Here is a 25,162-nt window from a genome sequence, read left to right as displayed (position 1 = left end):
GCTAGGAAAGTTTCTATGGTGAACAAGACCCGTATCGCGGCGCTGTTGCTGCTGCCTGTAATCCTGCTTCCTGTCGCCGGCTGCGCCGGCAAGAAGGTCAAGGGCGACACCGCCTATGTCGCGCGGGACGTCAACACCCTCTACACGCTTGCCAAGCAGCGGTCCGACCAGGGACGCTATGAGGAATCGGCCAAGCTGTTCGACGAGGTCGAGCGCCAGCATCCCTATTCGGTGTGGGCACGCCGAGCCCAGCTGATGAGCGCCTTCAGTTACTATATGGCGCAGAAATATCCTGACGCGGTCAGTTCGGCGCAGCGCTTCCTGACCATCCATCCGGGCAACAAGGACGCGCCCTACGCCAACTACCTCATCGCGATGAGCTATTATCAGCAGATCGAGGATGTGACGCGCGACCAGAAGATCACCCAGCAGGCTTCGGACAGCTTCAACGAGCTGATCCGCCGCTACCCGCAAAGCCGCTATGCCAGCGACGCGCGGCTGAAGCTCGACCTGATCAACGATCACCTTGCTGGCAAGGAGATGGAGATCGGCCGCTTTTACCAGCGCCAGGGCAATTGGCTGAGCGCCACCTCCCGCTTCCGCATCGTGGTCGATAGATATCAGACGACCAGCCATACTCCCGAGGCGCTCGAGCGGCTGGTCGAAAGCTATTTGAACCTCGGCTTGCCCGATGAGGCCCACAAGGCTGCGGCCGTGCTCGGCCGCAACTATCCTGGCAGCAAGTGGTACAAGCGCAGCTACGATTTGATCGAGCGGCATGTGCCCTCGGCGCTGGCTGCCAAGTCCAATAGCTAGAGCGGGATATCGGCGGCATGCTTAGGCAGCTGTCGATCCGCGACGTGGTGCTGATTGACCGGCTCGAGCTGGAATTCGAGCCGGGCCTTGGCGTGCTGACCGGCGAAACCGGCGCCGGGAAATCGATCTTGCTGGATAGCCTCGGGCTGGCGCTCGGCGTCCGGGCCGACACCGGGCTGGTGCGCAGCGGCCAGCCGCAGGCCAGCGTCGCCGCCGAATTCGAGTTGCCCGCCGATCATCCCGTTTTCGCCCTGCTGTCCGAGCAGGGAATCGAGCCCGAGCCGGGCGAGCCGTTGCTGGTCCGGCGGACACTCAAGGCCGACGGCGGCAGCCGCGCCTTTGCCGGGCCGGTCGGGGTGCCGGCGTCGCTGCTGCGCGACATCGCCAACGGCCTGGTCGAAATCCACGGCCAGCATGACGACCGGGGACTGCTCAATCCGCGCGGCCATCGGGCTCTGCTCGATCTTTACGGGCGGGTCGACGCGAGCGCTGTTGCCGCCGGTTGGGCCGAGATCGAGCGGCTGTCGAGCGAGTTGGGGACGGCGCGGGAAGCCTCGGAGGCGGCGGAACGGGACCGGGAGTGGCTGGAGCATGCGGCGAAAGAGATTGCCGCGCTGGCGCCGGAAACCGGTGAGGAAACCACCCTGTCGGAGCAACGCGCTGCAATGCAGGCCGGCGCCAAGGCCGGTGAGACGCTGACCGGGCTCGACGAGCTGCTCGGCGGCTCCGAAGGCGCGCTGGCGCAATTGCGCGCGGCGGCTCGTAAGATCGAGCGTGGTGCCGCCGATCATCCCTTGCTGGCCGAAGCGCTAGCCAGCCTCGATCGGGCGCTGATCGAGGGCAGCGAGGCCGAAGACAGGATTGCTCGCGCCGCCGAAGCGCTGGCGTTCGATCCGGCCAGGCTGGAGGCGGTCGAGGCGCGGCTGTTCGATATTCGCGGATTGGCCCGCAAGCACCGGGTCGAACCCGATGCGCTGGCGGCGCTGGGCGAAGAACTGCAGGGCAAGCTGGCACTAATAGAGGCCGGCGGCGAGCGGATCGCCCAGTTGGAGAGCGAATTGGCCGATGCTCGCACCCGCTTTGACGAAGCGGTGGGCAAATTGCGCGAAGCGAGGACCATGGCGGCAACGCGCCTCGACGAGGCGGTGGCGGGAGAGCTTCACCCGCTGAAACTGGACGCAGCCCGGTTCCGAACCGCCATCACCGAAGCCGAGCCGGGCGCCTTCGGCATCGACCGGGTTGAATTTGAAGTTTCGACAAATCCGGGCGCGCCGTTCGGTCCGCTGACCAAGATCGCGTCGGGCGGCGAACTGTCGCGCTTCATCCTCGCGCTGAAGGTGGCGCTGGCCGAAGCGGGCACCGCCCAGACGATGATTTTCGACGAGATCGACCGCGGGGTCGGCGGATCGGTCGCCAGCGCGATCGGCGAGCGGCTGGCCCGGCTGGCTGAGAAGTCGCAATTGCTGGTGGTGACCCATTCGCCGCAGGTGGCGGCGCGCGCCGCCCATCATTATCGCATTGAAAAGGCGCATGAGGACGGTGTCACCCGCACTTTCGTGCGCAAGCTGGCCCCCGACGAGCGGCGCGAGGAAATCGCCAGGATGCTGTCGGGTGCGGCGATCACCGACGAGGCCCGCGCCCAGGCGGCGCGGCTATTGGAGGCAGCATGATAGCTGGCGCGTTGTTATTGCTTGCGGCTCAGCTCGGTCCAGCAGCGACCCAGGAAATGTTTGCGGCCACCGCCGAGGATCTGAGCAATCCATGCAACGCCAAGATCGAAGGCAAGCCGTCTGAAATGCCGCCGCAGTCTTGCGCAACTGCGATCGACACCGCGAAAGCTGCCAGACAGAAGGCGATTCTCTATTTCAGCTGGGCCTACAGCTTGAATGAGGCCGGAGCGGCGCTCCAGGCGCTGCCTAGTCTCGACAAGGCGGTGGCCCTGGCTCCCAACTTCATCAATGCGCTCCACGAGCGCAGCTACACGCTGGGCGAACTTGGCTATTATGATCGTGCCCTGATCGACAGCAGTCGCGTGATCGAACTCACTCCCAATAACGCCAGCGCTTACCAGGAACGCGCGTTCGTCCGGTACAATCTGGCCGATTTCGAAGGGAGCCCGGCCGATCGCCTGAAGCAGGCTGAGCTAGGTGGCTCGAACGACGGGATTGAGATCGAAATCGTCAAAGCCTTGATGTGGTTGGGCCGCTACGACGAAGCGGCGAAGCGTCTCAATCCCTTGCCTATGACGGACGGTGACAAGGCGATTCGGGCGGACTTAGAACGTCGACGACAGTTCAAGCCTGACGGTAACGAAGCCAAGCGTTGCGACTTCCAAGAGTCCGTCAGCGATCGCGCAGCCGCGCAGAAGTTGGTCGACGATTGCACCCGGGCGTTCGACCACGAACGAGAGCCAACCAAGCGGGCGTGGTATCTAACGGTGCGCGCGCCGATGAAGGTGGTCGCCTTGCAGGACCGGGACGTAAACGTCGAAGACTTGCGGATTGCCGTCGCACTAGACCCCCACAATCCGCAGCGGCACATCAACTACGGTAATGCCTTAGTCGGCGTTCGCCACAGTTGGGCTGCCCGCAATGAGTATGAGTTGGCGCTTGCTGCTCCCAATCTTAGCAAACGGGACAGAGCCTACGTATTAGCCGGTCGCGGCCGCGCAAGAGCAAACCTCGGCGACATTGCCGGCGGTAAGAGTGATGCGACGGCGTCCTTCGAAATCGAGCCTTCGGAAGCCAACATCTGGCTTGCGGGTGATCTCGCATTTGAAGACGGCGAAAGGGACACCGCCAGGAAGATGTGGATGCAAGTTTACCGCATGGGCGTTCGCGATGATTCGCTGTTCAAGAGCCTGAAATCCGTCGGCGTTGACGATCCCGAGAAGGAACCGAAATGAGCGAACAGCGATCGATCAAGCAGGATTATGGCGGCCAGACGCTCGACCATGTGCTGGTCCATGACGGCAGCGGCAATGCCCGGCCGACTGTCCTCATCATCCCGACGGTGATGGGCGTGCAGCCGCTGGAGCTTGGTTTCGCGGAGCGGTTGGCGGACCTCGGCTACAACAGCCTGGTCGCCGACCTGTTTGGCCACCGCTTCTCGCTTGGGACCGACAGGGAAGCCGCCTTCGCGGCGATGGGTGCGCTGAGGGCCGACCGCGCCGCGCTGCGCGACCGGCTGCTGGCGGTACTCGAAACCGCGCGCGGCCTGGCCGAAGTCGAGGCAAGCAAGATAGCGGTGATTGGCTATTGCTTCGGCGGGCAATGCGCGCTGGACGTGGCGCGGTCGGGCGCTGACGTCGCTGGCGTCGCCGCGTTCCACGGCCTGTTCGACCCGCCTGGCCTGCCGCCACAGCCGATCAAGGCCAAGGTCTCCGCCTATCATGGCTGGGACGACCCGATGGTCCCGCCGCAAGCGGTAGTCGCGCTGGGGCAGGAGCTGACGGCGGCCGGCGCCGACTGGCAGATCCACGCCTATGGCCATGTTGGCCATGGCTTCACCAACCCCAATGCCGGCCAGATGGGCATCGCCGGCGTTTTCTATCATGAGGCGGCGGAGCGGCGCAGCTGGCAGAGCCTGGTGGCGTTCCTCGGAGAGGTATTGGGGTGACCGCCTATGTCGCGCTGGTCCGCGCGGTGAATGTGTCGGGGACCGGCAAGCTGCCCAAGGAAGAATTGAAGGCGATGGGCGAGGCCTGCGGCTTTGAGCAGGTCCGGACCTTCATCAACAGCGGCAATCTGCTGTTCGCCAGCGAACTCGCGGAAAGCGTCGTCAAGGAACGGATCGAGGAGAAGCTCGCCGGCTTTTTCGGCAGGCCGGTTCCGGCATTTGTCCGCAACGCGAAGGAAATGGCAGAGGTCGGCGCCAAGAACCCCTTCGCCGATGACAAGCCAACCCAGGTGATGGCCCATTTTATCGATGAAAAGCCAAGCCAGGCGATGATCGACGAGGCGCGCGATGTGCAGGAAGAGCGGTTGGCGCTTGGCCCGCGGGTCATCTACATCAGCTATGGCGGCGGGATCGCGGATTCGAAACTGAAAATGCCCGCACTGAAGCAGGGGACGGCGCGGAACATGAACAGCGTGGCCAAGATCGCCGAGCTGCTGGCGGGGATGCAATGAACGAGGCAGACGCGGCCAACCGGTTGATGCGCCTGGCGAAGCTGATCGCGCACCATGACAAGCTGTATCACGACCAGGACGCGCCGGAGATTTCGGACGCCGACTATGACGCGCTGGTCCGCGAGAATCGCGAGCTGGAGGTCGAATTTCCGCATCTGGTGAGGGCGGATTCGCCGTCGAAACGCCTCGGCGCGGCGCCGACTTCGGCGCTGGCCAAGGTGACCCATGCCCGGCCGATGCTGAGCCTCGACAATGCGTTTAGCGCCGAGGAGGTCGAGGAATTCGTCGGGCAAGTGCGGCGGTTCCTCAAACTGCCCGAATCCGAACCGATTGCGCTCACCGCCGAGCCCAAGATCGACGGGCTCAGCTGCTCGCTCCGCTATGAGCAGAACCGGCTGGTGCTGGCCGCAACGCGCGGCGACGGCGCGGTCGGCGAGGACGTCACCGCCAATGTGCGAACGATTGCCGATGTCCCGCAGAATCTGTTCTCCCGCGAAGGCGGGAGCCTAGACCAGCGCGAAGCGCTGCCTGCGGCAGCGGACTGGGCCCCTGCCTTCGCAGGGGAACAGGTACCCGACATCCTCGAAGTGCGGGGTGAAGTTTACATGTCGAAGGCTGACTTCGCCGCGTTGAACGAGCGGCAGGAGGCGGCGGGTGGCAAGATTTTCGCCAATCCTCGCAACGCAGCGGCAGGGTCGCTGCGCCAGAAGGACGCCAGCATCACCGCAGCGCGGCCGCTGCGTTTTCTCGCTCATGGCTGGGGCGAGATCAGCGTGCCGTTCGGCGCGACGCAGAGCGAGGCGATGGCGAAGCTAGCCAGCTGGGGCTTCCCGGTCAGCAATTTGCTCAAGCGCTGTGAGAGCGTGGACGAGGCACTCGATCATTACGCCAAGATCGAGCAGGAGCGCGCCGACCTGCCGTTCGACATCGACGGGGTGGTCTACAAGGTCGACCGGCTCGACTGGCAGGACCGGCTCGGGTTTGTCGGCCGTGCGCCGCGCTGGGGCCTGGCGCACAAATTCCCGGCGGAAAAGGCCGAAACCACGCTGGAGGCGATCGACATCCAGGTCGGCCGCACCGGCAAGCTCACCCCGGTCGGGCGGCTGAAGCCGGTCGGCGTCGGCGGGGTGATCGTGCAAAACGTCACGCTTCACAACCGCGACGAGATTTCCCGATTGGGCCTCAGGGTTGGCGACCGGGTACGCATCCAGCGCGCCGGCGATGTCATCCCGCAGGTGGTCGAGAACCTCACGCGTGACGAGAAGCGCAAAGCCTATATCTTCCCCGACCATTGCCCGGAGTGCCATTCGGAGGCGGTCGCCGAGGAAGGCGAGGTCGACGTCCGTTGCACCGGCGGGCTGATCTGCCCCGCCCAGCGGATCGAGCGGCTGCGCCATTTCGTCTCGCGCGGCGCGATGGACATCGACGGCCTCGGCGAAAAGAGCATCGTCGAATTCTTCGAGCTGGGCTGGCTGCACGGGCCGGCCGATGTCTTCCGGCTCAAGGACCGCCGCGGCGAGCTGATCGGCCGCGAGGGCTGGCAGGAAAAATCGGTCGACAACCTCCTCGCCGCGATCGAGGCGCGGATCGGCTTCGACCCGGCGCGCTTTCTGTTCGGGCTTGGCATCCGCCACGTCGGCATCGTCACCGCCAAGGATTTGATGAAGGCGTTCGGCTCGATCGAGGGGCTGGAGGCGGCGGCGCGCGGACCCGACGCCGAGGTAGAGCTGTCGGCGGTCGAGGGCATCGGCCCGGTGGTGGCTGAGGCGCTGGTCGATTTCTTCCACGAGTCGCACAATCGCGAGCAGCTCGCGGAGCTGCTGGCGCTGGCGCGGCCTGCCGCCTTCGTCTCGACCGCGCGCGAAACAGCATGGACCGGCAAGACAATCGTCTTCACCGGCAGCCTCGAAACGATGAGCCGCGACGAGGCCAAGGCCCAGGCCGAGCGGCTGGGCGCGCGTGCCGCCGGCTCGGTCAGCGCCAAAACCGACCTGGTCGTTGCCGGGCCGGGCGCGGGCTCGAAGCTCAAAAAAGCCGAGGAACTCGGCATCCGCGTGATCGGCGAGGGTGAATGGGCGGAGATTGTGGCGGGGGCTTAGGGAAGCAGGCTTTTCAAGCCAGGCCTACCAGCCATCTCCATCATTTTGGCCGCGACCGCTAGCTGCGATCGGCCAAGCGTGCATTGGGCGTTGCCTTCGGAGTAGCTGTAATTAGTTGCTGTGCGGCGTTCGAGAATGATCATCATTCCATCGATACAAACCTCATCCTCGCGCATCACATAGAATTGCGGATAGATCGTCCAAAGCTCGGCTTCCTCCGCCAGGCGTTGCAGCTCGGCTAAATCGGCATCGCTCACTCGAAAGCGACGATCCTCGACTATTTTTTTGCCATCATGCTCGACAAAATACCCGAATGCCTTGCCCGAGTTGTTTTGGTCAATTCGAATGCCCCACGAATTGACTGTGTGGCCGCCAATAAACAGGCGAACGCGCTGACGATACTGATTGGTAGCTGATGATGGCCAGAACGCAGGCTCTTCAAGTCGTTCCGCAAAGCCCGCGCCGCCGCCAGCATCGATGACATCCTTTGGAAACAAATCGGGAGCTGCAATGGACGGCGATGCCACGGCGACAAGTGTGGCAACACAAACGAGTGCCCTTCGGTTCATCAGCAGATGTTGAACAAACTCGTCATTCCCGCGCAAGCGGGAATCCCGATTTTCTTGAAATCAGCGGGACCCCCGCTTTCGCGGGGGTGACGACTAGAGCAGGCCCCGCCCACTCTTGCATCTTCGTCCGCCGCCATTACTCCCGCGCAACATATGGCCGACATCCTCACTCTCATTGAAACGCTGGAAAACCGCTGGATGCGGGCGTGGATCGGCGGCGACGCCAAGACGCTCAAATCGCTCACCTCGCGCAATTTCCGGCTGGTGGTCGGGTCGAAACCGTCCGTGCTGCTCGATTACAAGAGCTGGATCGATGCGGCGGCGGAGCGGTTCCCCTGCCGGGCCTATCGCTTCGGCGAAATCTATGTGCGCAACCTCGGCTCGGTAACGATTTTCGCGACGCAGCTGGAAATCGAGGCGAGCATCGACGGCCATGACTGGTCGGGCAGGATGTGGGTCACGGACCTGTGGAAGAAGGGCGGGGTCCGGCGCAGCTGGAGGATGGTCGAGCGGGTCATGTCGAGGCCAGAGGACGACAAGGACGTGCCCGCCGCGATTCGCTCGCTGCAGTTGTGGCGCAGGCCGAAGCGCTAGGCGGCCTCCAGCACTAATACCCGCCACTGGTCTGTGCCGCCTTCGACCAGCTTCATCCCCTCGGCTTCGTAAGCAGCGATAACCGCATCGGCCTGGGTATCGAGCAGGCCGGCCAGCACGACACTGGCGCCCGGCGCGACCGCCTTGGCGAAGGCCGGGGCAAGCTCGATCAATGGCCCGGCGAGGATGTTGGCGATCAGCAAATCATAGGGCGCCCGCGCCTGGATCAGCGGATGCTCCATCCCATCCGCGACCGCGAGCAACAGCTGGCCCGCGCCATGACCGAGCTTCACCCCGTTGATCGCGGCATTCTCCTCGGTCACGCGGACCGCAATCTCGTCAATGTCGGTGGCGATGGCGCGCGCCTCCGGCCACAGCGCCATGCCCGCGAAGGCTAGCAGGCCGGTGCCGGTGCCGATGTCGGCGATATTCTCAAACCGCTTCCCCACCACCTCAAGTCGGTCGAGCGCGGCGAGGCAGCCGGCGGTGGTGTCATGCTGGCCGGTGCCGAAGGCGAGGCCGGCGTCGATCTCGAAATTGACCGTGTCGGCCGGACGGTCGGCATAGTGCATCGGCGTGTGGACGAAGAAGCGGCCGGCGCGGATCGGGCCGAGGCCTGACTGGCTCATCGTCACCCAGTCGGTGGTATCCTCGAGATGCTCGATCTCGGGGTCGGGGTCCGCGGTCAGGCGGCGGAGCAGTACCAGTTCCTGCGTCGTCGGCTGTTCTGCGAAATAGGCGTGGATCCGCCAGTCGTCGGGCTGGTCGGGATCCGGCTCGTCGGCGACAATCACCGGTGGCTGGTCGGCCAGCGCGAACAGGTCGGCAGCTTCGGGGAGCGCCTCCGCTTCTTCCCGGGTGCACTTCAGCGTCACCCGCCAGCTCATAATTCCTCCCCAAGCTCGCTTGGGGAGGGGAACCAGCGCAGCTGGTGGAGGGGTAGAAAGCACATCACTTTACCCCTCCACCATCCTCCGGATGGTTCCCCTCCCCATCACCCTGCGATGGGGAGGAACCTGCTTCCTTGGCCAGCCGTTCGTCCAATTGCTTGGTCCGTTCCGCTGCATAATTCTTGCACCCATCGAGATCGAACAGCGGCAGCTTGCCGGTCATCCGTTCCTTCATGTTGCTGGCCGAGGGGTGCGGAGTCAGCAAAATCTCGCAGCGGCTGTCGGCGATCTTGGCGATCGAGGCGCGATAGGCGGCGAGATATTCGGGATGGTCGCTGAACTTGTAATCGTCGCGGCTGATCGGCGTCAGGCTGTCGGCGTAGACCATCGTCCTGCAGACGCCGCCGTCGCAGCTCTCCCAGCGCCAGCTGGTCGCGCCCGACGTGTGGCCCGGCGTCAGCATCGCGGTCAGCAGCAGATTGCCGAAGCGAACCTCGCTGCCGTCGCCGACCGTGCGGCCGACATTGGCGGCGGGGAAGGGCTTGTGCATCCCGGCCTGGGGGTCGTCGGCGCTGGCGCCGCCGCTGTTGAGGACGCGCTCGGCGGCTTGCGATGTGACCAGCGTTGCGCCGGTCAGCTGCTGCATCCGCGCTGCGCCGCCGACATGGTCGAGATGCTCATGGCTGATCAGCAGATATTTGATATCGCGGAGCTTGAAGCCGAGCTCCTTGATGTTGTTGGCGATGAGGTCGGCACCCTTCTCGGTACCGGCATCGATCAGCACATGGCCCTCGTCGCCGGTGACCAGGATCGACGAAATGCCGCAGGTCCCGACCAGATAGGTGTTGCCGTGGATCCGGACGGGCGGGGCGGGCTTGTCCCAGTCGGTCGAATCGCCGCACGCCTCGGCCCAATGCGGACCCCATTCCTCGATCGGGTGGATCGGCCGCTCGATCTGAGGTGGCTTCTTGCCAAGCGGGATGGAAATCTGCGCCGCGGCAACGCTGGCCAACAGGATCGAGGCAAGCGCGGCCCTAGCGAACATAGCTGGCGCCGTTCAAATCGATCACCGAGCCGGTCGACGCGGCGGGAGCCTCCGTCGCCAGCCAGCGGATCGCTTCGGCTACCTCGTCGGTGCTGGTCACCCGGCCGAGCGGAATGTCGGCGACGATCGCCGCACCGCCGCGGCCGGCGAGATATTCCTCGGTCATTTCCGACACGGTGAAGCCCGGCGCGACCGCGAAGGCGAGGATATTCTGGGCGGCGTAGCCGCGTGCGATGGTCTTGGTCATGCCGATGATCGCTGATTTGGATGCGGCGTAGTGCCAGTGCTGCGATGAATCGCCCCTGAAGGCCGCGCGGCTGGCAACGTTGACGATCCGCCCGCCACCGTTAGCCCGGAAATGGCCGACGGCGAGGCGGCAGAGGTCGGCCGTTGCCTCCAGATTGATCCTGAGCGTGCGGTCCCAGGCAGCGTGCCATTCATCGTCCGAAGCATCGTCGGCAACCCCTTCGTAAATGCCCGCGTTGTTGACCAGCGCGTCGATCCGCCCGCCCAACCGGTCGAGCGCGGCGTTCCAGATGGCGCGGGGCGCGGCGGGGTCGGCGAGGTCGCCGGCAATCAAACCATTGCCGCCACGCGTCGAATGGCCGGCGACATGGTGGCCGGCCGAGGTGAGCGCCTCAAGGGTGGCGGCGCCGATGCCGCGGCTGGCGCCGGTCAGGAGGATGTTCATGTGTTGGCAGTAGCGAGCCACCCTTCATTCGTCATCCCCGCGGAAGCGGGGACCCAGCAAAAGAAGAAAAACTAGGTTCCCGCTTTCGCGGGAATGACGACCCTTTGTTACGCCGCCAAGTGGGCGACGAATTCCTTGGTCTTGCGGGTGAAGTCGGCAATCTGGTCGGTGAACGTGCCAAAGCCCTGTTCGACCTGGTCGATATCCTTGGCGACTTGTTCGGTGTCGGAGCGGATCGCGGCGATGGTCGAGCTCATCGAATCGGCGGCGAGCGCGGTCTCGTCGACCGCTGCAGTGATCATCGTCACCGTCTGGGCCTGCAGCTCCATCGCCGCGCGGATGCGGTTGGCGGAGGCTTCGACCTCTTCGACCGTCGAGCTGATCGAGCCATTGGCCTCGACCGTCTGCCTGGTCGCCTGCTGGATGGCGGTGATCTTGTTGGTGATATCGTCGGTCGCCCGCGCGGTCTGGGCGGCAAGCGACTTCACTTCCTGGGCGACGACCGCGAAGCCGCGGCCGGCATCGCCGGCGCGGGCGGCTTCGATCGTCGCGTTGAGGGCGAGCAAATTGGTCTGCCCGGCAATGTCGCGGATCAGGCCGAGGATCGATTCGATCGCTTCGACGTGGTTCGACAGGGCCTTGCTGACTTCAACGGCCTTGTCAGCCTGGTCGCCGGCCTTGGTCGCGACGCCGGCGGCGACTTCGACCTCGGTCCTGGCATCCTCGATCGCGCGGATGAGGCCGGCCGCGGTCTGCGCCGCCTCGCGCATCGCCACCGCCGACTGCTCGGCCGCCGCGGCAACCTCGCTGGTCTTGCCCAGCATGCCGCGCGCCGCCGTGGCGGTCGAACGGGTGCGGTCGGTCAGGGCGCCGGCCTGGCTCCCCGTATGCTGGACAAGGGTCGCCACATGCTGCTCGAACAACAGGCCCTCTTCGCCCCGGCTGTTGGCCGCCTCATTGGCCTCCAGCAGCGCGACCTGGGCGAGGATGATGTCCGTTTCATAGGCAGTCAGTTGCTGCAGTGACGTGACGCATTGCTTGAGCACATCCTGGTCGTCGGCGAATTTGTCAAACAGCCTGGCGATGATCCCGCTGACCAGCCGGTCGCGCTTGGCGATGTAGGCCGGGACGGAGATTTTCTCGGCGTAGATGTGGCGGCCATATTCGGCGACCGACTGCATCCATTTGGCGTCGACCGGCGAGGTATAATGGGTGCGGACGCGTGTCGCGGCCTCGTCGTCGTACATCGCCCGGACTTCGCCCTCGACGATATCGCCGGCATGATCCCACAGACCACGGATGCTGCGCTCGAGCGCGCCGCCCTTGTTATAGGCTTCCAGCCGGTTGGTCACTTGATGGTCCGTCAATGGCTGCAGGGCGGTCATGGTCTTGGGCCTTCCGGTCAGGCGGCGAAGGTCGACACAAACTCACTGGTGGCGGAACGGAAATCGGCGATGCGGGTCGAGAAGCGCCCAAAGCCCTGTTCGACCTGGTCGATATCCTTGGCGACTTGTTCGGTGTCGGAGCGGATCGCGGCGATGGTCGAGCTCATCGAATCGGCGGCGAGCGCGGTCTCGTCGACCGCTGCAGTGATCATCGTCACCGTCTGGGCCTGCAGCTCCATCGCCGCGCGGATGCGGTTGGCGGAGGCTTCGACCTCTTCGACCGTCGAGCTGATCGAGCCATTGGCCTCGACCGTCTGCCTGGTCGCCTGCTGGATGGCGGTGATCTTGTTGGTGATATCGTCGGTCGCCCGCGCGGTCTGGGCGGCAAGCGACTTCACTTCCTGGGCGACGACCGCGAAGCCGCGGCCGGCATCGCCGGCGCGGGCGGCTTCGATCGTCGCGTTGAGGGCGAGCAAATTGGTCTGCCCGGCAATGTCGCGGATCAGGCCGAGGATCGATTCGATCGCTTCGACGTGGTTCGACAGGGCCTTGCTGACTTCAACGGCCTTGTCAGCCTGGTCGCCGGCCTTGGTCGCGACGCCGGCGGCGACTTCGACCTCGGTCCTGGCATCCTCGATCGCGCGGATGAGGCCGGCCGCGGTCTGCGCCGCCTCGCGCATCGCCACCGCCGACTGCTCGGCCGCCGCGGCAACCTCGCTGGTCTTGCCCAGCATGCCGCGAGCGGCGGTGGCGGAATGGCCGGCCTGTGCGCGCAGCTCGTCGCTCTCGCGGGTACAGTCCTGGACCACGCCCATCACCTTGCTGTTGAAGCTGCCGGCCTGACGCGACTGGTCCTGCTCGCTTTCCCTGCGGGTGATGGTGATGCCGTGGTGGATGAAGCAGTCGATTTCGATCGCCTGCACTTCCGACAGGGTGCGGGCGAAGCGGACCTGGCCTTCCTCATCCTCGACCCGCCTGCGCATCGCCGCATAGGCAGCCTCGGTCTCGGCGTTGATCCCGGCGAGCAGGGTCGACAGGCTGAGCCCGCCGCCGAGCGCCTTGGCGACATAGCCCTGGGCTTCATGGGTCCATTTGGGGTGGTCCAAATGCTCGAATTTGGCCTGGATGAAGGGCACGATCCTGTCGGCCAGCTGGTCGAGCCGCTGGTCGTCGAAGGTTTCCTTCACCTCGGGCGAGATGGCGTAGCGGCGCCAGAATTCGCGAGCGAAGCTCCTGGCGTCGTCCTTGATCAGCTGCCACAGCTCGCGGGCCCGGCCCGGCAAGTCGCCGCTCGTGTCGTAAAGATGCAGGCTCCGCGCCAGATCATATTCGCCGTTGGACGTTCCCTGAACCACATTCGCCATTTTAACCGGAATCCCCGCTGGAGCTGAGTTGTGGAGCCGCTATGCGGGGACAATGGTTAAAGGCGGGTTAGCTCTCGCTGAAACTTGCCAGTTGAGCGGTTGCTGCCTAGGGGTTCGGTGCCCTTCCATTCAGCGGTTCGAGGACCCATGAACAGCAAAGCCGAGCGACCCCTTTCGCCGCACCTTGGCGTCTACAGGTGGGGAGCGCACATGACCGTATCGATCCTGCACCGCGTTACCGGTGGCGCCATTACCGTCGCCGGCCTGGCCGTGCTGGCCTGGTGGCTGGTGTCGATCGCCGGCGGCGAGGAGGCCTATGCCGGCTTCGCCAAGATTGCGCAGAGCCCGGCCGGGATGATCGTCCTGGCGGGCCTGACCTGGGCCTTCTTCCAGCATCTCTTCTCGGGCCTCCGCCACCTCGTGCTCGATACCGGCGCCGGCTATGAGCTCAAGGTCAACCGCTTCTGGGCGATCATGACGCTGGTCGGGTCGCTGAGCGCGACCGCGCTGACCTGGTACATTTTGATGGGAGTGGGCAAATGAGCCTGGGCGAAAGCGCGACCCCGCTGGGCAAGGTCAAGGGACTGGGCTCGGCCCGCGAAGGCGGCGGCCACTGGCTGGAGGAGCGGTTCACCAGCGTGGCGCTGGTGCTGCTGTCCTTCTGGCTGCTTTTCTCGCTCGTCATGCTGCCGAAATTCGAGCTGGCGACGCTCAAGGAGTGGCTGAGCTCGGCCTGGACCGCGATCCCGATGGCGCTGTTCGTCGTCGCTGCATTCAAGCATGGCCTCGACGGCCTCAAGGTCGCCGTCGATGATTATGTCCATGACGAGGGCAACCGCATCGCGCTGCATTATCTGCTGACCATGTCAGCGATCGCTGGCGCCTCGGTCGCGCTGTTCGCGCTGGCCCGGATCGTGTTCGCACCGGTTGCAGCATGACCGCCTACAAGATCATCGACCATGTCTATGACGTCGTCGTGGTCGGCGCGGGCGGCTCGGGCCTCCGCGCCACCATGGGCGCCGCCGAAAAGGGTCTGAAAACCGCCTGCGTCACCAAGGTGTTCCCGACCCGCAGCCATACCGTGGCGGCACAAGGCGGCATCGCCGCCTCGCTCGGCAATATGGGGCCGGATCACTGGACCTGGCACATGTACGACACCGTCAAGGGGTCCGATTGGTTGGGCGACCAGGACGCGATCGAATATATGGTCCGCGAGGCACCGGCGGCGGTCTATGAACTGGAACATGCCGGCATGCCGTTCAGCCGGACCGGCGAAGGCAAGATCTACCAGCGCGCTTTCGGCGGCATGATGCAGAATATGGGCGAAGGCCCGCCGGCTCAGCGGACTTGCGCCGCGGCCGACCGCACCGGCCATGCCATGCTTCACACGCTCTACCAGCAGAGCCTGAAGTATGACGCCGACTTCTATATCGAATATTTCGCGCTCGACCTGATCATGGAGGATGGGGTCTGCCGCGGCCTCGTCGCGCTGTGCCTCGACGACGGGTCGATCCACCGCTTCCGGGCCCAGGCCGTGGTGCTGGCTACGGGCGGCTATGGCCGCACCTATTTCTCCTGCACCGGCGCCCACACCTGCACCGGCGACGGCAATGCCATGGTGCTGCGCGCCGGCCTGCCGCTGCAGGACATGGAATTCGTCCAGTTCCACCCGACCGGTATCTACGGCGTCGGCGTGCTGATTACCGAGGGCGCGCGGGGCGAGGGAGGCTACCTCACCAACAGCGAGGGCGAGCGCTTCATGGAGCGCTACGCGCCGTCGGCCAAGGACCTCGCCAGCCGTGACGTAGTGTCACGCTCGATGGCAATGGAAATCCGCGAAGGACGCGGGGTCGGCGAGAGGAAGGATCATATCTTCCTCCACTTGGACCATATCGATCCCAAGATCCTGCACGAGCGGCTGCCCGGCATCACCGAGACCGGCAAGATCTTCGCGGGTGTCGACCTGACCCGTCAGCCGCTACCGGTCACCCCGACGGTCCACTATAATATGGGCGGCATTCCAACCAATTATCATGGCGAGGTGGTGACGCTGAAGGACGGCGAGCCGGACAGTGTCGTCCCCGGCCTGTTCGCGGTCGGCGAAGCGGCCTGCGTCTCGGTGCATGGCGCCAACCGCCTGGGGTCCAACAGCCTGATCGACCTGGTGGTATTCGGCCGGGCCGCGGGCCTCCGTCTGGCCGAAGTGATCAAGCCCGGTGCCGCCCAGCCGCTGCTCAAGGATGGTGCGTCCGAGATGGCGCTGTCGCGGCTCGACAAGTTCCGCCACGCCGAGGGCTCACTGCCGACCGCCATGATCCGTGAGGAAATGCAGCACACGATGCAGGCCGACTGCGCCGTGTTCCGCACCGAACGGACGCTGGCGGAGGGCCAGGCCAAGATCGACGCCGTCTACAAGAAAATGGCCGACGTCCGCGTTTCCGACCGCAGCTTGATCTGGAACAGCGATCTTGTCGAAACGCTCGAGCTCGACAATCTCCTCTCACAAGCAGTGGTCACGATGCATTGCGCCGCCAACCGCAAGGAAAGCCGCGGCGCGCACATGCATGAGGATTTCCCCGAGCGCGACGACAAGAATTGGATGAAGCACACCGTCGCCTGGTTCGACGGCTGGGGCGGCCAGGGTGGCGGAGTAAAGATCGATTACCGCCCGGTCCACGCCTACACGCTCACCGACGAGATCGACTACATCAAGCCCAAGAAGCGGGTGTATTAAGCGAGGCGCCGGCGCACTTCGTCGAACGGCACTTCCATGGCAGCTAACTTCGCCTAGCCTCCGCGGAAAAGGGGAGGCGGCGATGCGGCGTTCAATCTTTCTGCTGGTGGCGATAGCCGGGCTGTTGACCGGTGCCGCGGCGCCCAAGGTCAAGCTGGTCGAGCCGAGCTACACGCTGATTCCGGGCTCGGTGCCACTCGACAAGGGGCCGGACGGCAACAGCATCTTCCTCGACGCGCCGCAGGGGCTGATCGTGGTCGATACCGGACGGCACCCGGAGCATGCCGAGCTGCTGCTGGCCTACGCCAAGCAACGCGGCAAGCCGATCGCGGCGATCGTCAACACCCACTGGCACCTCGATCACACGACCGGCAATTACGACATCCGCGCCGCCTATCCCAAGGCGCAGGTCTATGCGACCAACGCCATCGACGGGGCGCTGAAGGACTTTCTCCAGCGCGGGCGCGAGCGGGCCGACAAGCTGTTGGCCGATCCGAAGACGCCGGCCGACATTAAGGCGCAGCTGACCCGCGCGCGCTACCGGCTCGATCATCCCGAGACGCTGAAACCCACCGTGCCGGTCACCAAATCGGCCAGGATGAAGATCGCCGGGCGCAAGCTGGAGGTCCATGTCGCGCCGTTCGCCGCGACCGAGGCCGACCTCTGGCTCTATGTGCCGAACGAAGGGCTGGCGATCGTCGGCGACCTGGTGGTCGACATCGTGCCGTTCATGGATACCGCCTGCGCCGACGGCTGGAAGAAGGCGCTGGTCGAGGTGGCGGCCACACCGTTCACGACGCTGATCCCCGGCCATGGCGCGCCGATGAACCGCGCCCAGTTCCTGCAATGGAAGACCGCGTTCGATAATTTCGTCGATTGCGGCCGCTCGACCCGGGTCAAGGAAGAATGCGTCGCGGCCTGGAAGCGCGATGCGGCGCTGTTCATCGACGCCGAACATAGCGACTATGTCACTGAAGCGGCGACCTATTATCTCGACACGCGGCTGCGCAGCTCACCCGAAGAGCAGCAGAAATATTGCAAAGCGTTGAACCCTTAGCTTTTCGAGGACGCGGTTGGCCGCTAAGCCGCTCCCCCGACATGACTGATCCCAAACCTCCCAAGCGGATTTTCCCGCAGGCCTCGACCGATGCGCGGGCCGCCAAGCACGTTCCATCGTCCCCGCAAACCGAGAGCGAAGCCTATAAGCTTGCGTTCCAGGACACCGATTTCCTGCTGCGCGAGGATTTGCGGCCGGTGCGCTTCCAGCTCGAGCTGTTGAAGCCCGAATTGCTGATGAACGAGGCCAACATCGCCTCGACCTTCGTCTTCTATGGCTCGGCGCGCGTGCCCGAACCGTCAAAGGCCAAGGCGCTGCTCGAGGCTGCGCGGACCGACTGGGACAAGCAGGTCGCCGAGAAGCTCGTCGCCAAATCCCATTATTATGACGAGGCGCGCAAGCTCGCCGCACGCGTCAGCCAGCATCCGGTCGACGAGGACGGCAAGCGGCATTTCGTGGTCTGCTCGGGCGGCGGACCGTCGTTCATGGAGGCCGCCAACCGCGGCGCGCAGGATGTCGGCGTCGATTCAATCGGGCTCAACATCGTGCTGCCGCACGAGCAATTGCCCAACCATTATGTGACGCCGGATTTGAGCTTCCAGTTCCATTATTTCGCGCTGAGGAAGATGCACTTCCTGCTCCGCGCCCGGGCGGTAGCAGTATTTCCCGGCGGGTTCGGCACGTTCGACGAGATGTTCGAGCTGTTGACGCTGATCCAGACCGGCAAGGTCCGGCCGCTGCCGATCCTGCTGTTTGGCCGGGAGTTCTGGGAGCGGGTGGTCGATTTCCAGGGACTGGCCGAGGAAGGTGTGATTTCACCCCACGACCTCGACCTCATCACCTGGGTCGAGACCGCCGGAGAGGCGTGGGACGCCGTCTGCAAACATTACGAAGTCTGCTGACTTCTTACCTAGATGATACAAAAAGGGCGGCTCGAGGCCGCCCTTTTCATTGGACAGTCATGCCGGCTTATTTGGCGGCAGGCTTGGCCGGTGCGGCCTCGTTGCCTTCCGCCGCGGGCGTCTCGCCCTTTTCGTCCTTGGCGGCGGTCTCAACCGGAGCGGCGGGGAGCGGCTTGGGCGCATTGCTGTGCGCATTGAGGAACGCGATGACGTTGGCGCGGTCCTCGGGATTGCCGAGGCCGGCGAAGGTCATCTTGGTGCCGGGTGCGAACTTCTTCGGGTTCGATAGCCATTCGTTGAGGCTACTGAAGTCCCAGTTGCCGCCCTTGCCGGACAGCGCCTCGGAGAAGGCAAAGCCATTGGCGCCCTTGCCGACCGGCTCGCCCAGCACGCCCCACAGGTTCGGGCCGAGCGCGTTGGCGCCGCCATTGTCGGCGTTGTGGCAAGCAGTGCACTTCTTGAACACCTGCTCGCCCTTGGTCGGCTCGGCCGAGGCCAGGTAGAATTCGATCGGCTTGGCCGCTTCGGCAGCGCCGCCGCCTTCGACTTCGACACCCTCGATCGGATAGCCCATCGTCTCGGGACGGTGGGTGTTGAACACTTCCGAAGAGACGATCGACGAGCCCAGCGCGACGATACCGGCGAACAGGACCCAGCCGGCGATGGTGTTGTTGCGATCGTTCATGAAACCCCTGCGGCCGAGCCGAATGGAAAGAGAAACCGTGCCAGCGCCTTTAAGGCCCGATATGGCTTACTTCAAGCCGTCGACCCAATGGTCAAGCAGCGTCCGGGCAATCGCCCATTTGGGCGGCGGCTGGAACGGCGCCGCGGGTCCGCCCGCCAATGCGGCAAGCACCTCGCCGCGGCTGAACCAGCGCGCATCGTCGAGCTCGTTCTTGTCGATGATGAGCTGGTCACTTGCCGCGGTGGCATGGGCGCCGATCATCAGCGACGAGGGGAAGGGCCAGGGCTGACTGCACCAATAGTGCACGTCGTAAACCTCGATCCCGGCCTCTTCCTTGAGCTCGCGAGCGACCGCATCTTCAATCGATTCGCCGGGTTCGACGAACCCCGCCAGCGCCGAATAGCGGCCTTCGGGATATTGCGGCTGGCGGCCCAGCAGCAGGCGGCCCTCATGCTCGGCCAGCATGATCACCACCGGATCGGAGCGCGGGTAATGTTCGGCACTGCAATTGGGGCAGGCGCGCGACCAGCCGCCGCGGTTGGGTTCGGTCATCCTGCCACAGACCGAGCAATGGCCGTGGCGGCGATGCCAGTTGGCGAGGCTCAGCGCCGCGGAGAAGGTCGGTGCATCCCTGACGTCGAGCAGCGCCAGCAAATGGATGTGGGCGTAAGCGTTGGCCGGCGTGCTGCCGTCGGGCAGGGCCGAAAAGCGCGGCGCGCCCTGGTCGAAGCCGAGAAATAGCGGCGGCTCGCCCGAAATATCCTGCCACTTAAGCTTGCCCCGTTCGTCGAGAGAGGGCGCGCCATTGTCCCACACCAGCTGAAGCGCGTCGCCATGCCCAAGCAGCGCGGCGATTGCGGCCGGATCGGCGCGCAGATGGTCGGCGCGGTCGAGCCCTTCGCCGGCGAAGAATGGATCAGGCGGCAAGGACTTCCTTTCTGGCGAGGACAGCTTCGACTGCCTTCCTATAGAGGGTCGGGAGGCCGGCTTCGGCAATCCTATCGACTGGCTGCCACCAGCCGTCGCCGATCGTTTCGGCGCGGGCAGCAATGTGCAGGTCGAGCGTGAAATGGGTGAAGCCATGCGAGACGCTGGCGATCGCCGGCATTGTGGTCGGCTCATCGCCCCATTCCGGCCCCGGCAAAGCCGCCATCCCGCCGAGCATGCCCTTGGCCGGACGGCGGACCAGCCAGATCGCGCCATTGCGCTCGATCCACCAGGCTAGGCCATGGCGGTGCGGCCGCACGCGCTTCACCTTCGGCGCAGGAAATGCCCCGGGGTCGCCGCTGGCAAATGCCCTGCAGTCGCCCGCCAGCGGGCATGCCGAACATTCGGGGCTCTTCGGGCGGCAGATGGTCGCGCCCAAATCCATCATCGCCTGGGCAAAGTCGCCCGGCCGGTCCGCGGGCGTCATCCCTTTGGCAAGTTTCCGGATTTCGTCGCGGACCTGCTCCAGCGATTGTTCGAGGCCATGGTAACGAGCGACCACTCGCGCGACATTGGTGTCGATCACCACCGCCCGTTCGCCAAACGCGATCGCGGCAATGGCCGCGGCGGTATAGGCGCCAAGCCCGGGCAATTTGCGCAATTCGGCTTCAGTGCGGGGGAAGCCGCCGATCGCCGCGACCTGCCTGGCACAGGCGATCAGATTGCGGGCGCGGGCATAATAGCCGAGGCCCGCCCACTCCCGCAGCACCTCCACATCCGGCGCCGCGGCCAGCGCCTCGACGGTCGGCCAGCGCTCGATAAAGCGGCGAAAGCGCGGGCGCACCGTTGCGACCGTCGTCTGCTGCAGCATCACTTCGCTCAGCCACACCAGATATGGGTCTTGCGGCGCGCTCCCCGGCGGGCTGCGCCACGGCAGCGCCCTGGCATGCCGGTCATAATGAGTCAGGAGCCGTTCAGCAGCACTGGCGAGCATGAAAACGCTATGGCATGGTCATTCCCGATGGCGAAGTCCCCACGTCCCGAATCCAACGATAATGACGCGCGCCGCGGCCATGCCCGGCGTTGCGGCGAGCTCGTTGGCGACATCGCCGGAGCGACCTTCAAGCGATTCGGCTTCGTCCAGGGCGCGGTGGTCAGCCGCTGGACCGAAATCGTTGGCGAACGCTACGCCAAGGTTTCGACCCCGGAATCGATCCGCTTCCCGGGCGGCAAAAAGTCCGGCGGAACGCTGACGTTGAGCGTCGAAGGCGCTCATGCTCCGCTGATGCAGCATCTGGCGCCCTTGATCATCGAGCGGGTCAACCGCTTCTTCGGCTATGAGGCGGTCAACAAGGTCGCCTTCAGCCAGGGGCGCGCCCCAAGGCCGAAAGCCAATGTGCAGCGGCCCGCCGCCGTGCCGGTCCCGGCCGAGCTGGGCGAGGGCCTCCGCCAGATTGCCGATCCCGAACTTCGCACCGTGCTCGAATCGCTGGCCGGCAAGCTCGCCGGATCGCGCGGCACACCGGCCGTCGACAAGCTGCCAACCTCAACCATTCCCATCATCCGGAGCAAATGACCCCCATGAGAATCTCAGTCCTGTTCCTCGCCTCGGCGGCGCTGCTCGCCACTGCCTGCAACGCCGAGAAGGGTGCGGCCACCGCCAACGGCGCGGTCGAAGTCACCGCCAAGCCGGTCCCGGCGCCCAACAACGGCGACTGGTCGACGGTCGTGTCCAAGACGCCCGAAGGCGGGTTCGTCATGGGCAACCCCAACGCCAAGGTTAAGCTGGTCGAATTCGGCTCGCTGACCTGCCCGCACTGCGCCGCGTTTGAGGAAGAGGGAGGCAACTCCCTCGTCGAAAATTACGTCAAAAAGGGCCTGGTCAGCTGGGAATTCCGCAATTTCGTGCGCGATCCGTTCGACATGACGGCGACCCTGCTGGCCCGCTGCGGCGGCGAAGCGAGTTTCTTCGGCCTGACCCGCAACCTGTTCAAGGATCAGCGCGAGTGGGTCGGCAAGATCCAGGCGACCGATCCGGCCAAGATGCAGTCGCTGCAGGGGATGGCGCCCGCCCAGCAATTCTCGACCATTGCCGACCTTGGTGGCTTGAAGGCCTATGCGTCGATGCGCGGCGTGCCGCGTGCCAAGGGCGAGCAGTGCCTGGCCAATGAGACCGAGATCAACAAGCTGGTCCAGATGAACAGCGACGCGGTCTCGACCTACAGCATCCCGGGCACGCCGACTTTCCTGATCAACGGCGAAGTGGTCGAACAGACCGCGACATGGGAATTGCTTGAGCCCAAGATCAAGGAAGCGCTGAATAGCTGATCATGACGCTTATGGGGGTACAGCGTTGCGCTTTCGCCGGCTGAAACTCAGCGGCTTCAAGAGCTTTGTCGAGCCGGCCGAGCTGAGGATCGAGCCGGGGCTGACCGGAGTGGTCGGCCCCAACGGCTGCGGCAAGTCGAATCTGCTTGAAGCAATCCGCTGGGTGATGGGCGAAGGCTCGCCCAAGTCATTGCGCGGCGGCGGCATGGAAGACGTTATCTTTGCCGGCACGGCGACCCGCCCGGCGCGCGACTTCGCCGAAGTCTCGTTGCTGATCGAGCGCGACGCGGGCGAAGCCGACAATGACGAGCGCAGCGAGAGCGAGGTCACGCGGCGGATCGAGCGCGGTGCCGGTTCCGCCTATCGGGTCGACGGGCGCGACGTCCGTCAGAAAGATGTCTCACTGCTGTTCGCTGACGCCGCCACCGGCGCTCATTCGCCGGCGCTGGTCAGCCAGGGCCGGATCGGCGCGGTGATCGCCGCCAAGCCGGTCGAGCGGCGGATGATGCTGGAGGAAGCGGCCGGGATTTCCGGCCTCCACGCCCGCCGCAAGGACGCCGAGCAGAAATTGAGGGCGACCGAAGCCAATCTGCAGCGGCTCGATGAACTGCTGACCGAGCAGGAGGCGAGGGCCTCGGCGCTCAGACGGCAGGCGCGGGCGGCGGAACGTTATCGGGCGCTGACCGACAAGATCCGGATGGCAGAGGGCAAGCTGCTCTATTCGCGCTGGGCCGATGCCGATCGCGCCGCGGCCGAGGCGGCGGAGGAAGCCAAGGCAGCGGAAGGCGAGGTCGCGCGCCTTCAACAGGCGGTTTATGCCGCGCAGGCGCTCCAGGAACAGGCGGCCGCGGCGCTGGCCGAGCGGCGCAATGCGGCGGTGGCGGCGCGCGATGCCGGCCGCACCCTGGCGCATGAGCTGGCCACAGCCCGGGCCAAGCGCGACACGGTGGTGCGGCGGCTGGCCGAGCTGGAACGGTTGTCGCAAGCGCTGTCGGCCGAAACCGCCCGCGAGGTGGCGCTAAAGGCCGACGCGTCGAAGGCGATCGAAACGCTCGACCAGGAGCGGCGCGCGATCGAGGAACGGCTGGCCGATGCCGAGACCATCTCGGCCCGCATTGCCACCGAGCTAACCCAGGCAGAGGCGGAATCGCGCGAGGCCGAGGCGGCTTTGGCAGGCGTGCTGGCGCGCGAAGCGGCAATGCGCGCCGAACGCCGGGTCGCCGAAGCCGCGCTGGAGGCAGCCCGGACCCAGGCTGGCCGTTTTGCCGCCGATACCGAGCGGCTGAGCCAGCAACTGGCGGGGATTGGCGACGGGTCGGCCGAACGCGCATCCATCAAAGATTCTCAAAAGTGGGTCGAGGCAGCGGCCGGCCAGCTGGCTGCGGCTGAAACCGCGCTCACCAAGGCTGAGGAGCAGCGTGCCGAAGCCGCAACAGCCCGCGACGAAGCCGAAAGTGGCCTCGCCGCCGCGCGCGCGGCGCTGAGCGCGGCCAAGGCCGAACGCGATGCGCTGGCCCGCGCGCTCGACCATGGCGGCGGCGCCGCGCTGACCGAATTGAAGGCTGCGCCCGGATATGAGCGGGCACTGGCGGCAGCACTTGGCGAAGATATTGAGGCGGTATTGGGCAATGAGGGCCCGCGCCGCTGGCAAGGCAGCGAGTCCGAGGCAGGCGATCCGCCGCTTGCAAACGGTCTCGATCGGTTGCTCGACCATATCGAGGCGCCTGCGGCGCTGCGGCGCCGCCTGGCCCAGGTCGGCGTGGCCAACAGCGATACCGGACAGAAATTGGCTGTCGGGCAGCGTTTGGTGACCCGCGAAGGAGTAATGCGGCGCTGGGACGGGTTCGTCAGCGTCGGCGGCGGTGCCGCCGCGGCCGAGCGTCTGCTCCGCGCCAACCGCCTGACCGAGATCGACCGGCAGCTGCCTGGGCTGGAGCAGGCGGTTGCCGACGCGGAAGGCGCTCGCAATGCCGCAGCCCAGGCGGTCGAAACGCACCGGTCCGAAGCCGAAGCGGCCCGCAGGTCGGCATCCGAGGCCGAGCGCGCCGGCCGCGACGCGACCCGCGCTGGCGACATCGCTACCGCTGCGCTCGAACGGCTCGACGCCCAGCGCTCGGGGATCGAGGAACGCCGCGCCGACCTGGTGCCGCTGGCCGAGGCCGCGAAAGGCGCGGTCGACGTCGCCACTCGCAACCTCGCCACGCTGCCCGATCCGGACACGCTCCAGGCCGAGGTCGAGGCCGCGCGCGGCAAGGCCTCGGTGACCGGCGAAGCGGTCGCGGATTGCCGCGCCCGTTCTGCTACCCGCGCCCGTGAAACCGCGGCCGACCGCGAACGCCACGCCGCCGCCGGGCGCGAGTCGGGCGAGTGGCGGACCCGCTCGCTCCAGGCCGAGAAACGGCTGGCCGAAACCGCCGCCCGGGCGATGGCGATGGAGGAGGAACAGGAGGAGCTGGCCGATGAGCCGGCCCGCCACGCCGCCGACATCGAACGGATCGAGCGCGATGCTTCGACCAGCGAGGCCGAGATCGCCAGGACCGCCGAAGCCGAGCGCGACGCGCAGGAAGCGGTCGCGGTTGTTGCCCGGGCGCTGGCCGAAGCCGGTGAAGCATCCGCCGCGGCCCGCGAAGCCCGCGCCGGCGCCGCTGCCCGCGCAGATGCCCATGTCGAGCGGCGGATGGAGTTTGCGCGGGTATGTGGCGAGCGGTTCGAATGTCCGCCGCCGTTGCTACCTGAAAAGCTTGGTTTCGATCCCACCAATCTCGGCGACCCGGACATCGAGCGGGATACGCTCGATCGCTTGACCGCCGAGCGCGAGCGGATCGGTCCGGTCAACCTCGTCGCCGAGCAGGAACTGGCCGAGCTCGACACCAGCCGCGAGGCCAATGTCGCCGAAAAGGACGAGCTGGCCCAGGCGATCCTGCGCCTGCGCGGCTCGATCGGTAG

24 protein-coding genes are annotated in these 25,162 nt (G+C 65.6%); 15 read left to right on the top strand and 9 right to left on the bottom strand.

From position 1 onward, the window contains the following. The first annotated feature begins 15 nt into the window (after positions 1 to 15). Genes Q0C64_RS02365 through ligA form a run of 6 tightly spaced genes read left to right on the top strand, consistent with a single transcriptional unit; the run spans position 16 to position 7,045 of the window. Positions 16 to 816 (top strand): outer membrane protein assembly factor BamD, encoded by an 801-nt coding sequence (locus tag Q0C64_RS02365; RefSeq protein WP_294120552.1) that lies wholly within the window; start codon positions 16 to 18, stop codon positions 814 to 816. A gap of 17 nt (positions 817 to 833) precedes the next feature. After that, the gene (recN, locus tag Q0C64_RS02360; protein WP_294120550.1) at positions 834 to 2,486 is read left to right on the top strand and encodes a DNA repair protein RecN; all 1,653 of its coding nucleotides are present in this window, start codon (positions 834 to 836) and stop codon (positions 2,484 to 2,486) included. Positions 2,487 to 2,542: 56 nt separating this feature from the next. After that, positions 2,543 to 3,721 (top strand): hypothetical protein, encoded by a 1,179-nt coding sequence (locus tag Q0C64_RS02355; protein ID WP_294120548.1) that lies wholly within the window; start codon positions 2,543 to 2,545, stop codon positions 3,719 to 3,721. After that, complete coding sequence (locus Q0C64_RS02350; protein ID WP_294120546.1) at positions 3,718 to 4,434, top strand: dienelactone hydrolase family protein; 717 nt, start codon at positions 3,718 to 3,720, stop codon at positions 4,432 to 4,434. Before Q0C64_RS02355 ends, Q0C64_RS02350 begins: the two co-directional genes overlap by 4 nt. Beyond that, positions 4,431 to 4,946: a DUF1697 domain-containing protein gene (locus Q0C64_RS02345; protein WP_294120545.1), complete on the top strand. Its 516-nt coding sequence runs from the start codon at positions 4,431 to 4,433 to the stop codon at positions 4,944 to 4,946. Before Q0C64_RS02350 ends, Q0C64_RS02345 begins: the two co-directional genes overlap by 4 nt. Further along, a complete protein-coding gene (gene ligA / locus Q0C64_RS02340) occupies positions 4,943 to 7,045 on the top strand; it encodes an NAD-dependent DNA ligase LigA (RefSeq protein WP_294120543.1) in 2,103 nt (700 codons plus the stop codon). Before Q0C64_RS02345 ends, ligA begins: the two co-directional genes overlap by 4 nt. On the opposite strand, the gene Q0C64_RS02335 is transcribed toward ligA, so the two are convergent. After that, positions 7,042 to 7,614 carry a hypothetical protein gene (locus Q0C64_RS02335; RefSeq protein ID WP_294120542.1) on the bottom strand — a complete coding sequence of 191 codons (573 nt, stop codon included), beginning with the start codon at positions 7,612 to 7,614 and terminating at the stop codon, positions 7,042 to 7,044. The two genes, ligA and Q0C64_RS02335, sit on opposite strands and share 4 nt — an antisense overlap. A 153-nt stretch (positions 7,615 to 7,767) precedes the next feature. Between Q0C64_RS02335 and Q0C64_RS02330 the strand changes: the two genes are divergently transcribed. Beyond that, the gene (locus tag Q0C64_RS02330) at positions 7,768 to 8,208 is read left to right on the top strand and encodes a nuclear transport factor 2 family protein (protein ID WP_294120541.1); all 441 of its coding nucleotides are present in this window, start codon (positions 7,768 to 7,770) and stop codon (positions 8,206 to 8,208) included. On the opposite strand, the gene Q0C64_RS02325 is transcribed toward Q0C64_RS02330, so the two are convergent. The 5 genes from Q0C64_RS02325 to Q0C64_RS02305 form a co-directional block, all read right to left on the bottom strand. Then, positions 8,205 to 9,095, bottom strand: a complete 891-nt coding sequence (locus Q0C64_RS02325) for a 50S ribosomal protein L11 methyltransferase (RefSeq protein WP_294120540.1) — start codon at positions 9,093 to 9,095, stop codon at positions 8,205 to 8,207. The two genes, Q0C64_RS02330 and Q0C64_RS02325, sit on opposite strands and share 4 nt — an antisense overlap. Before the next feature lie 64 nt (positions 9,096 to 9,159). Further along, positions 9,160 to 10,143 carry a subclass B3 metallo-beta-lactamase gene (bla, locus tag Q0C64_RS02320; RefSeq protein ID WP_294120539.1) on the bottom strand — a complete coding sequence of 328 codons (984 nt, stop codon included), beginning with the start codon at positions 10,141 to 10,143 and terminating at the stop codon, positions 9,160 to 9,162. Further along, the gene (locus Q0C64_RS02315) at positions 10,133 to 10,834 is read right to left on the bottom strand and encodes an SDR family oxidoreductase (RefSeq protein WP_294120537.1); all 702 of its coding nucleotides are present in this window, start codon (positions 10,832 to 10,834) and stop codon (positions 10,133 to 10,135) included. The genes bla and Q0C64_RS02315 overlap by 11 nt, the downstream gene beginning before the upstream one ends. Positions 10,835 to 10,941: 107 nt before the next feature. After that, positions 10,942 to 12,219, bottom strand: a complete 1,278-nt coding sequence (locus tag Q0C64_RS02310; protein ID WP_294120536.1) for a methyl-accepting chemotaxis protein — start codon at positions 12,217 to 12,219, stop codon at positions 10,942 to 10,944. 17 nt (positions 12,220 to 12,236) lie between these two features. After that, complete coding sequence (locus Q0C64_RS02305) at positions 12,237 to 13,583, bottom strand: methyl-accepting chemotaxis protein (protein WP_294120534.1); 1,347 nt, start codon at positions 13,581 to 13,583, stop codon at positions 12,237 to 12,239. A gap of 147 nt (positions 13,584 to 13,730) precedes the next feature. On the opposite strand from Q0C64_RS02305, the gene sdhC reads away from it, so the two are divergent. The 5 genes from sdhC (at position 13,731) to Q0C64_RS02280 (ending at position 18,276) form a co-directional block, all read left to right on the top strand. Beyond that, positions 13,731 to 14,126: a succinate dehydrogenase, cytochrome b556 subunit gene (sdhC, locus tag Q0C64_RS02300; RefSeq protein WP_294120532.1), complete on the top strand. Its 396-nt coding sequence runs from the start codon at positions 13,731 to 13,733 to the stop codon at positions 14,124 to 14,126. Continuing rightward, a complete protein-coding gene (gene sdhD, locus Q0C64_RS02295) occupies positions 14,123 to 14,521 on the top strand; it encodes a succinate dehydrogenase, hydrophobic membrane anchor protein (RefSeq protein WP_294120531.1) in 399 nt (132 codons plus the stop codon). The genes sdhC and sdhD overlap by 4 nt, the downstream gene beginning before the upstream one ends. Continuing rightward, positions 14,518 to 16,317, top strand: coding sequence for a succinate dehydrogenase flavoprotein subunit (gene sdhA / locus Q0C64_RS02290; protein WP_294120530.1), 1,800 nt, complete (start codon positions 14,518 to 14,520; stop codon positions 16,315 to 16,317). The genes sdhD and sdhA overlap by 4 nt, the downstream gene beginning before the upstream one ends. Positions 16,318 to 16,399: 82 nt before the next feature. Then, the gene (locus Q0C64_RS02285; RefSeq protein ID WP_294120529.1) at positions 16,400 to 17,374 is read left to right on the top strand and encodes an MBL fold metallo-hydrolase; all 975 of its coding nucleotides are present in this window, start codon (positions 16,400 to 16,402) and stop codon (positions 17,372 to 17,374) included. Between the two features lie 41 nt (positions 17,375 to 17,415). Beyond that, positions 17,416 to 18,276: an LOG family protein gene (locus Q0C64_RS02280; RefSeq protein ID WP_294120528.1), complete on the top strand. Its 861-nt coding sequence runs from the start codon at positions 17,416 to 17,418 to the stop codon at positions 18,274 to 18,276. A 67-nt stretch (positions 18,277 to 18,343) separates the two neighbouring features. On the opposite strand, the gene Q0C64_RS02275 is transcribed toward Q0C64_RS02280, so the two are convergent. The 3 genes from Q0C64_RS02275 to Q0C64_RS02265 form a co-directional block, all read right to left on the bottom strand. Continuing rightward, positions 18,344 to 18,961: a cytochrome c family protein gene (locus Q0C64_RS02275; protein ID WP_294120526.1), complete on the bottom strand. Its 618-nt coding sequence runs from the start codon at positions 18,959 to 18,961 to the stop codon at positions 18,344 to 18,346. Positions 18,962 to 19,027: 66 nt separating this feature from the next. Then, a complete protein-coding gene (gene nudC, locus Q0C64_RS02270; RefSeq protein ID WP_294120524.1) occupies positions 19,028 to 19,888 on the bottom strand; it encodes an NAD(+) diphosphatase in 861 nt (286 codons plus the stop codon). Further along, positions 19,878 to 20,882 carry an A/G-specific adenine glycosylase gene (locus Q0C64_RS02265; RefSeq protein ID WP_294120523.1) on the bottom strand — a complete coding sequence of 335 codons (1,005 nt, stop codon included), beginning with the start codon at positions 20,880 to 20,882 and terminating at the stop codon, positions 19,878 to 19,880. Before Q0C64_RS02265 ends, nudC begins: the two co-directional genes overlap by 11 nt. Before the next feature lie 27 nt (positions 20,883 to 20,909). On the opposite strand from Q0C64_RS02265, the gene Q0C64_RS02260 reads away from it, so the two are divergent. From Q0C64_RS02260 to Q0C64_RS02250, 3 genes are all read left to right on the top strand, one after another. Next, positions 20,910 to 21,464 (top strand): DUF721 domain-containing protein, encoded by a 555-nt coding sequence (locus tag Q0C64_RS02260; RefSeq protein ID WP_294120520.1) that lies wholly within the window; start codon positions 20,910 to 20,912, stop codon positions 21,462 to 21,464. Between the two features lie 5 nt (positions 21,465 to 21,469). Then, positions 21,470 to 22,216: a thioredoxin domain-containing protein gene (locus Q0C64_RS02255; RefSeq protein WP_294120519.1), complete on the top strand. Its 747-nt coding sequence runs from the start codon at positions 21,470 to 21,472 to the stop codon at positions 22,214 to 22,216. 25 nt (positions 22,217 to 22,241) lie between these two features. Continuing rightward, the coding region (locus Q0C64_RS02250; RefSeq protein ID WP_294120517.1) for an AAA family ATPase at positions 22,242 to 25,162 on the top strand (2,921 nt) is incomplete at its 3' end.

This window comes from Sphingomonas sp., assembly GCF_023266535.1.
In the GTDB taxonomy this organism is placed as follows: domain Bacteria; phylum Pseudomonadota; class Alphaproteobacteria; order Sphingomonadales; family Sphingomonadaceae; genus Sphingomicrobium.
The sequence above is the reverse complement of the archived record's forward strand: the minus strand, read 5'-3'. Positions and strand labels throughout refer to the sequence as shown.

Coding starts and splice junctions, on each gene's coding strand:
- Q0C64_RS02315 (WP_294120537.1), bottom strand. CDS start 10,834: ATGAACATCCTCCTGACCGGCGCCAGCCGCGGCATCGGCGCCGCCACC.
- sdhC (WP_294120532.1), top strand. CDS start 13,731: ATGAACAGCAAAGCCGAGCGACCCCTTTCGCCGCACCTTGGCGTCTAC.
- bla (WP_294120539.1), bottom strand. CDS start 10,143: ATGTTCGCTAGGGCCGCGCTTGCCTCGATCCTGTTGGCCAGCGTTGCC.
- Q0C64_RS02305 (WP_294120534.1), bottom strand. CDS start 13,583: ATGGCGAATGTGGTTCAGGGAACGTCCAACGGCGAATATGATCTGGCG.
- Q0C64_RS02335 (WP_294120542.1), bottom strand. CDS start 7,614: ATGAACCGAAGGGCACTCGTTTGTGTTGCCACACTTGTCGCCGTGGCA.
- Q0C64_RS02325 (WP_294120540.1), bottom strand. CDS start 9,095: ATGAGCTGGCGGGTGACGCTGAAGTGCACCCGGGAAGAAGCGGAGGCG.
- recN (WP_294120550.1), top strand. CDS start 834: ATGCTTAGGCAGCTGTCGATCCGCGACGTGGTGCTGATTGACCGGCTC.
- Q0C64_RS02310 (WP_294120536.1), bottom strand. CDS start 12,219: ATGACCGCCCTGCAGCCATTGACGGACCATCAAGTGACCAACCGGCTG.
- Q0C64_RS02265 (WP_294120523.1), bottom strand. CDS start 20,882: ATGCTCGCCAGTGCTGCTGAACGGCTCCTGACTCATTATGACCGGCAT.
- Q0C64_RS02330 (WP_294120541.1), top strand. CDS start 7,768: ATGGCCGACATCCTCACTCTCATTGAAACGCTGGAAAACCGCTGGATG.
- Q0C64_RS02275 (WP_294120526.1), bottom strand. CDS start 18,961: ATGAACGATCGCAACAACACCATCGCCGGCTGGGTCCTGTTCGCCGGT.
- Q0C64_RS02285 (WP_294120529.1), top strand. CDS start 16,400: ATGCGGCGTTCAATCTTTCTGCTGGTGGCGATAGCCGGGCTGTTGACC.
- Q0C64_RS02355 (WP_294120548.1), top strand. CDS start 2,543: ATGTTTGCGGCCACCGCCGAGGATCTGAGCAATCCATGCAACGCCAAG.
- Q0C64_RS02255 (WP_294120519.1), top strand. CDS start 21,470: ATGAGAATCTCAGTCCTGTTCCTCGCCTCGGCGGCGCTGCTCGCCACT.
- sdhA (WP_294120530.1), top strand. CDS start 14,518: ATGACCGCCTACAAGATCATCGACCATGTCTATGACGTCGTCGTGGTC.
- Q0C64_RS02260 (WP_294120520.1), top strand. CDS start 20,910: ATGGCGAAGTCCCCACGTCCCGAATCCAACGATAATGACGCGCGCCGC.
- Q0C64_RS02350 (WP_294120546.1), top strand. CDS start 3,718: ATGAGCGAACAGCGATCGATCAAGCAGGATTATGGCGGCCAGACGCTC.
- ligA (WP_294120543.1), top strand. CDS start 4,943: ATGAACGAGGCAGACGCGGCCAACCGGTTGATGCGCCTGGCGAAGCTG.
- sdhD (WP_294120531.1), top strand. CDS start 14,123: ATGAGCCTGGGCGAAAGCGCGACCCCGCTGGGCAAGGTCAAGGGACTG.
- Q0C64_RS02365 (WP_294120552.1), top strand. CDS start 16: ATGGTGAACAAGACCCGTATCGCGGCGCTGTTGCTGCTGCCTGTAATC.
- Q0C64_RS02280 (WP_294120528.1), top strand. CDS start 17,416: ATGACTGATCCCAAACCTCCCAAGCGGATTTTCCCGCAGGCCTCGACC.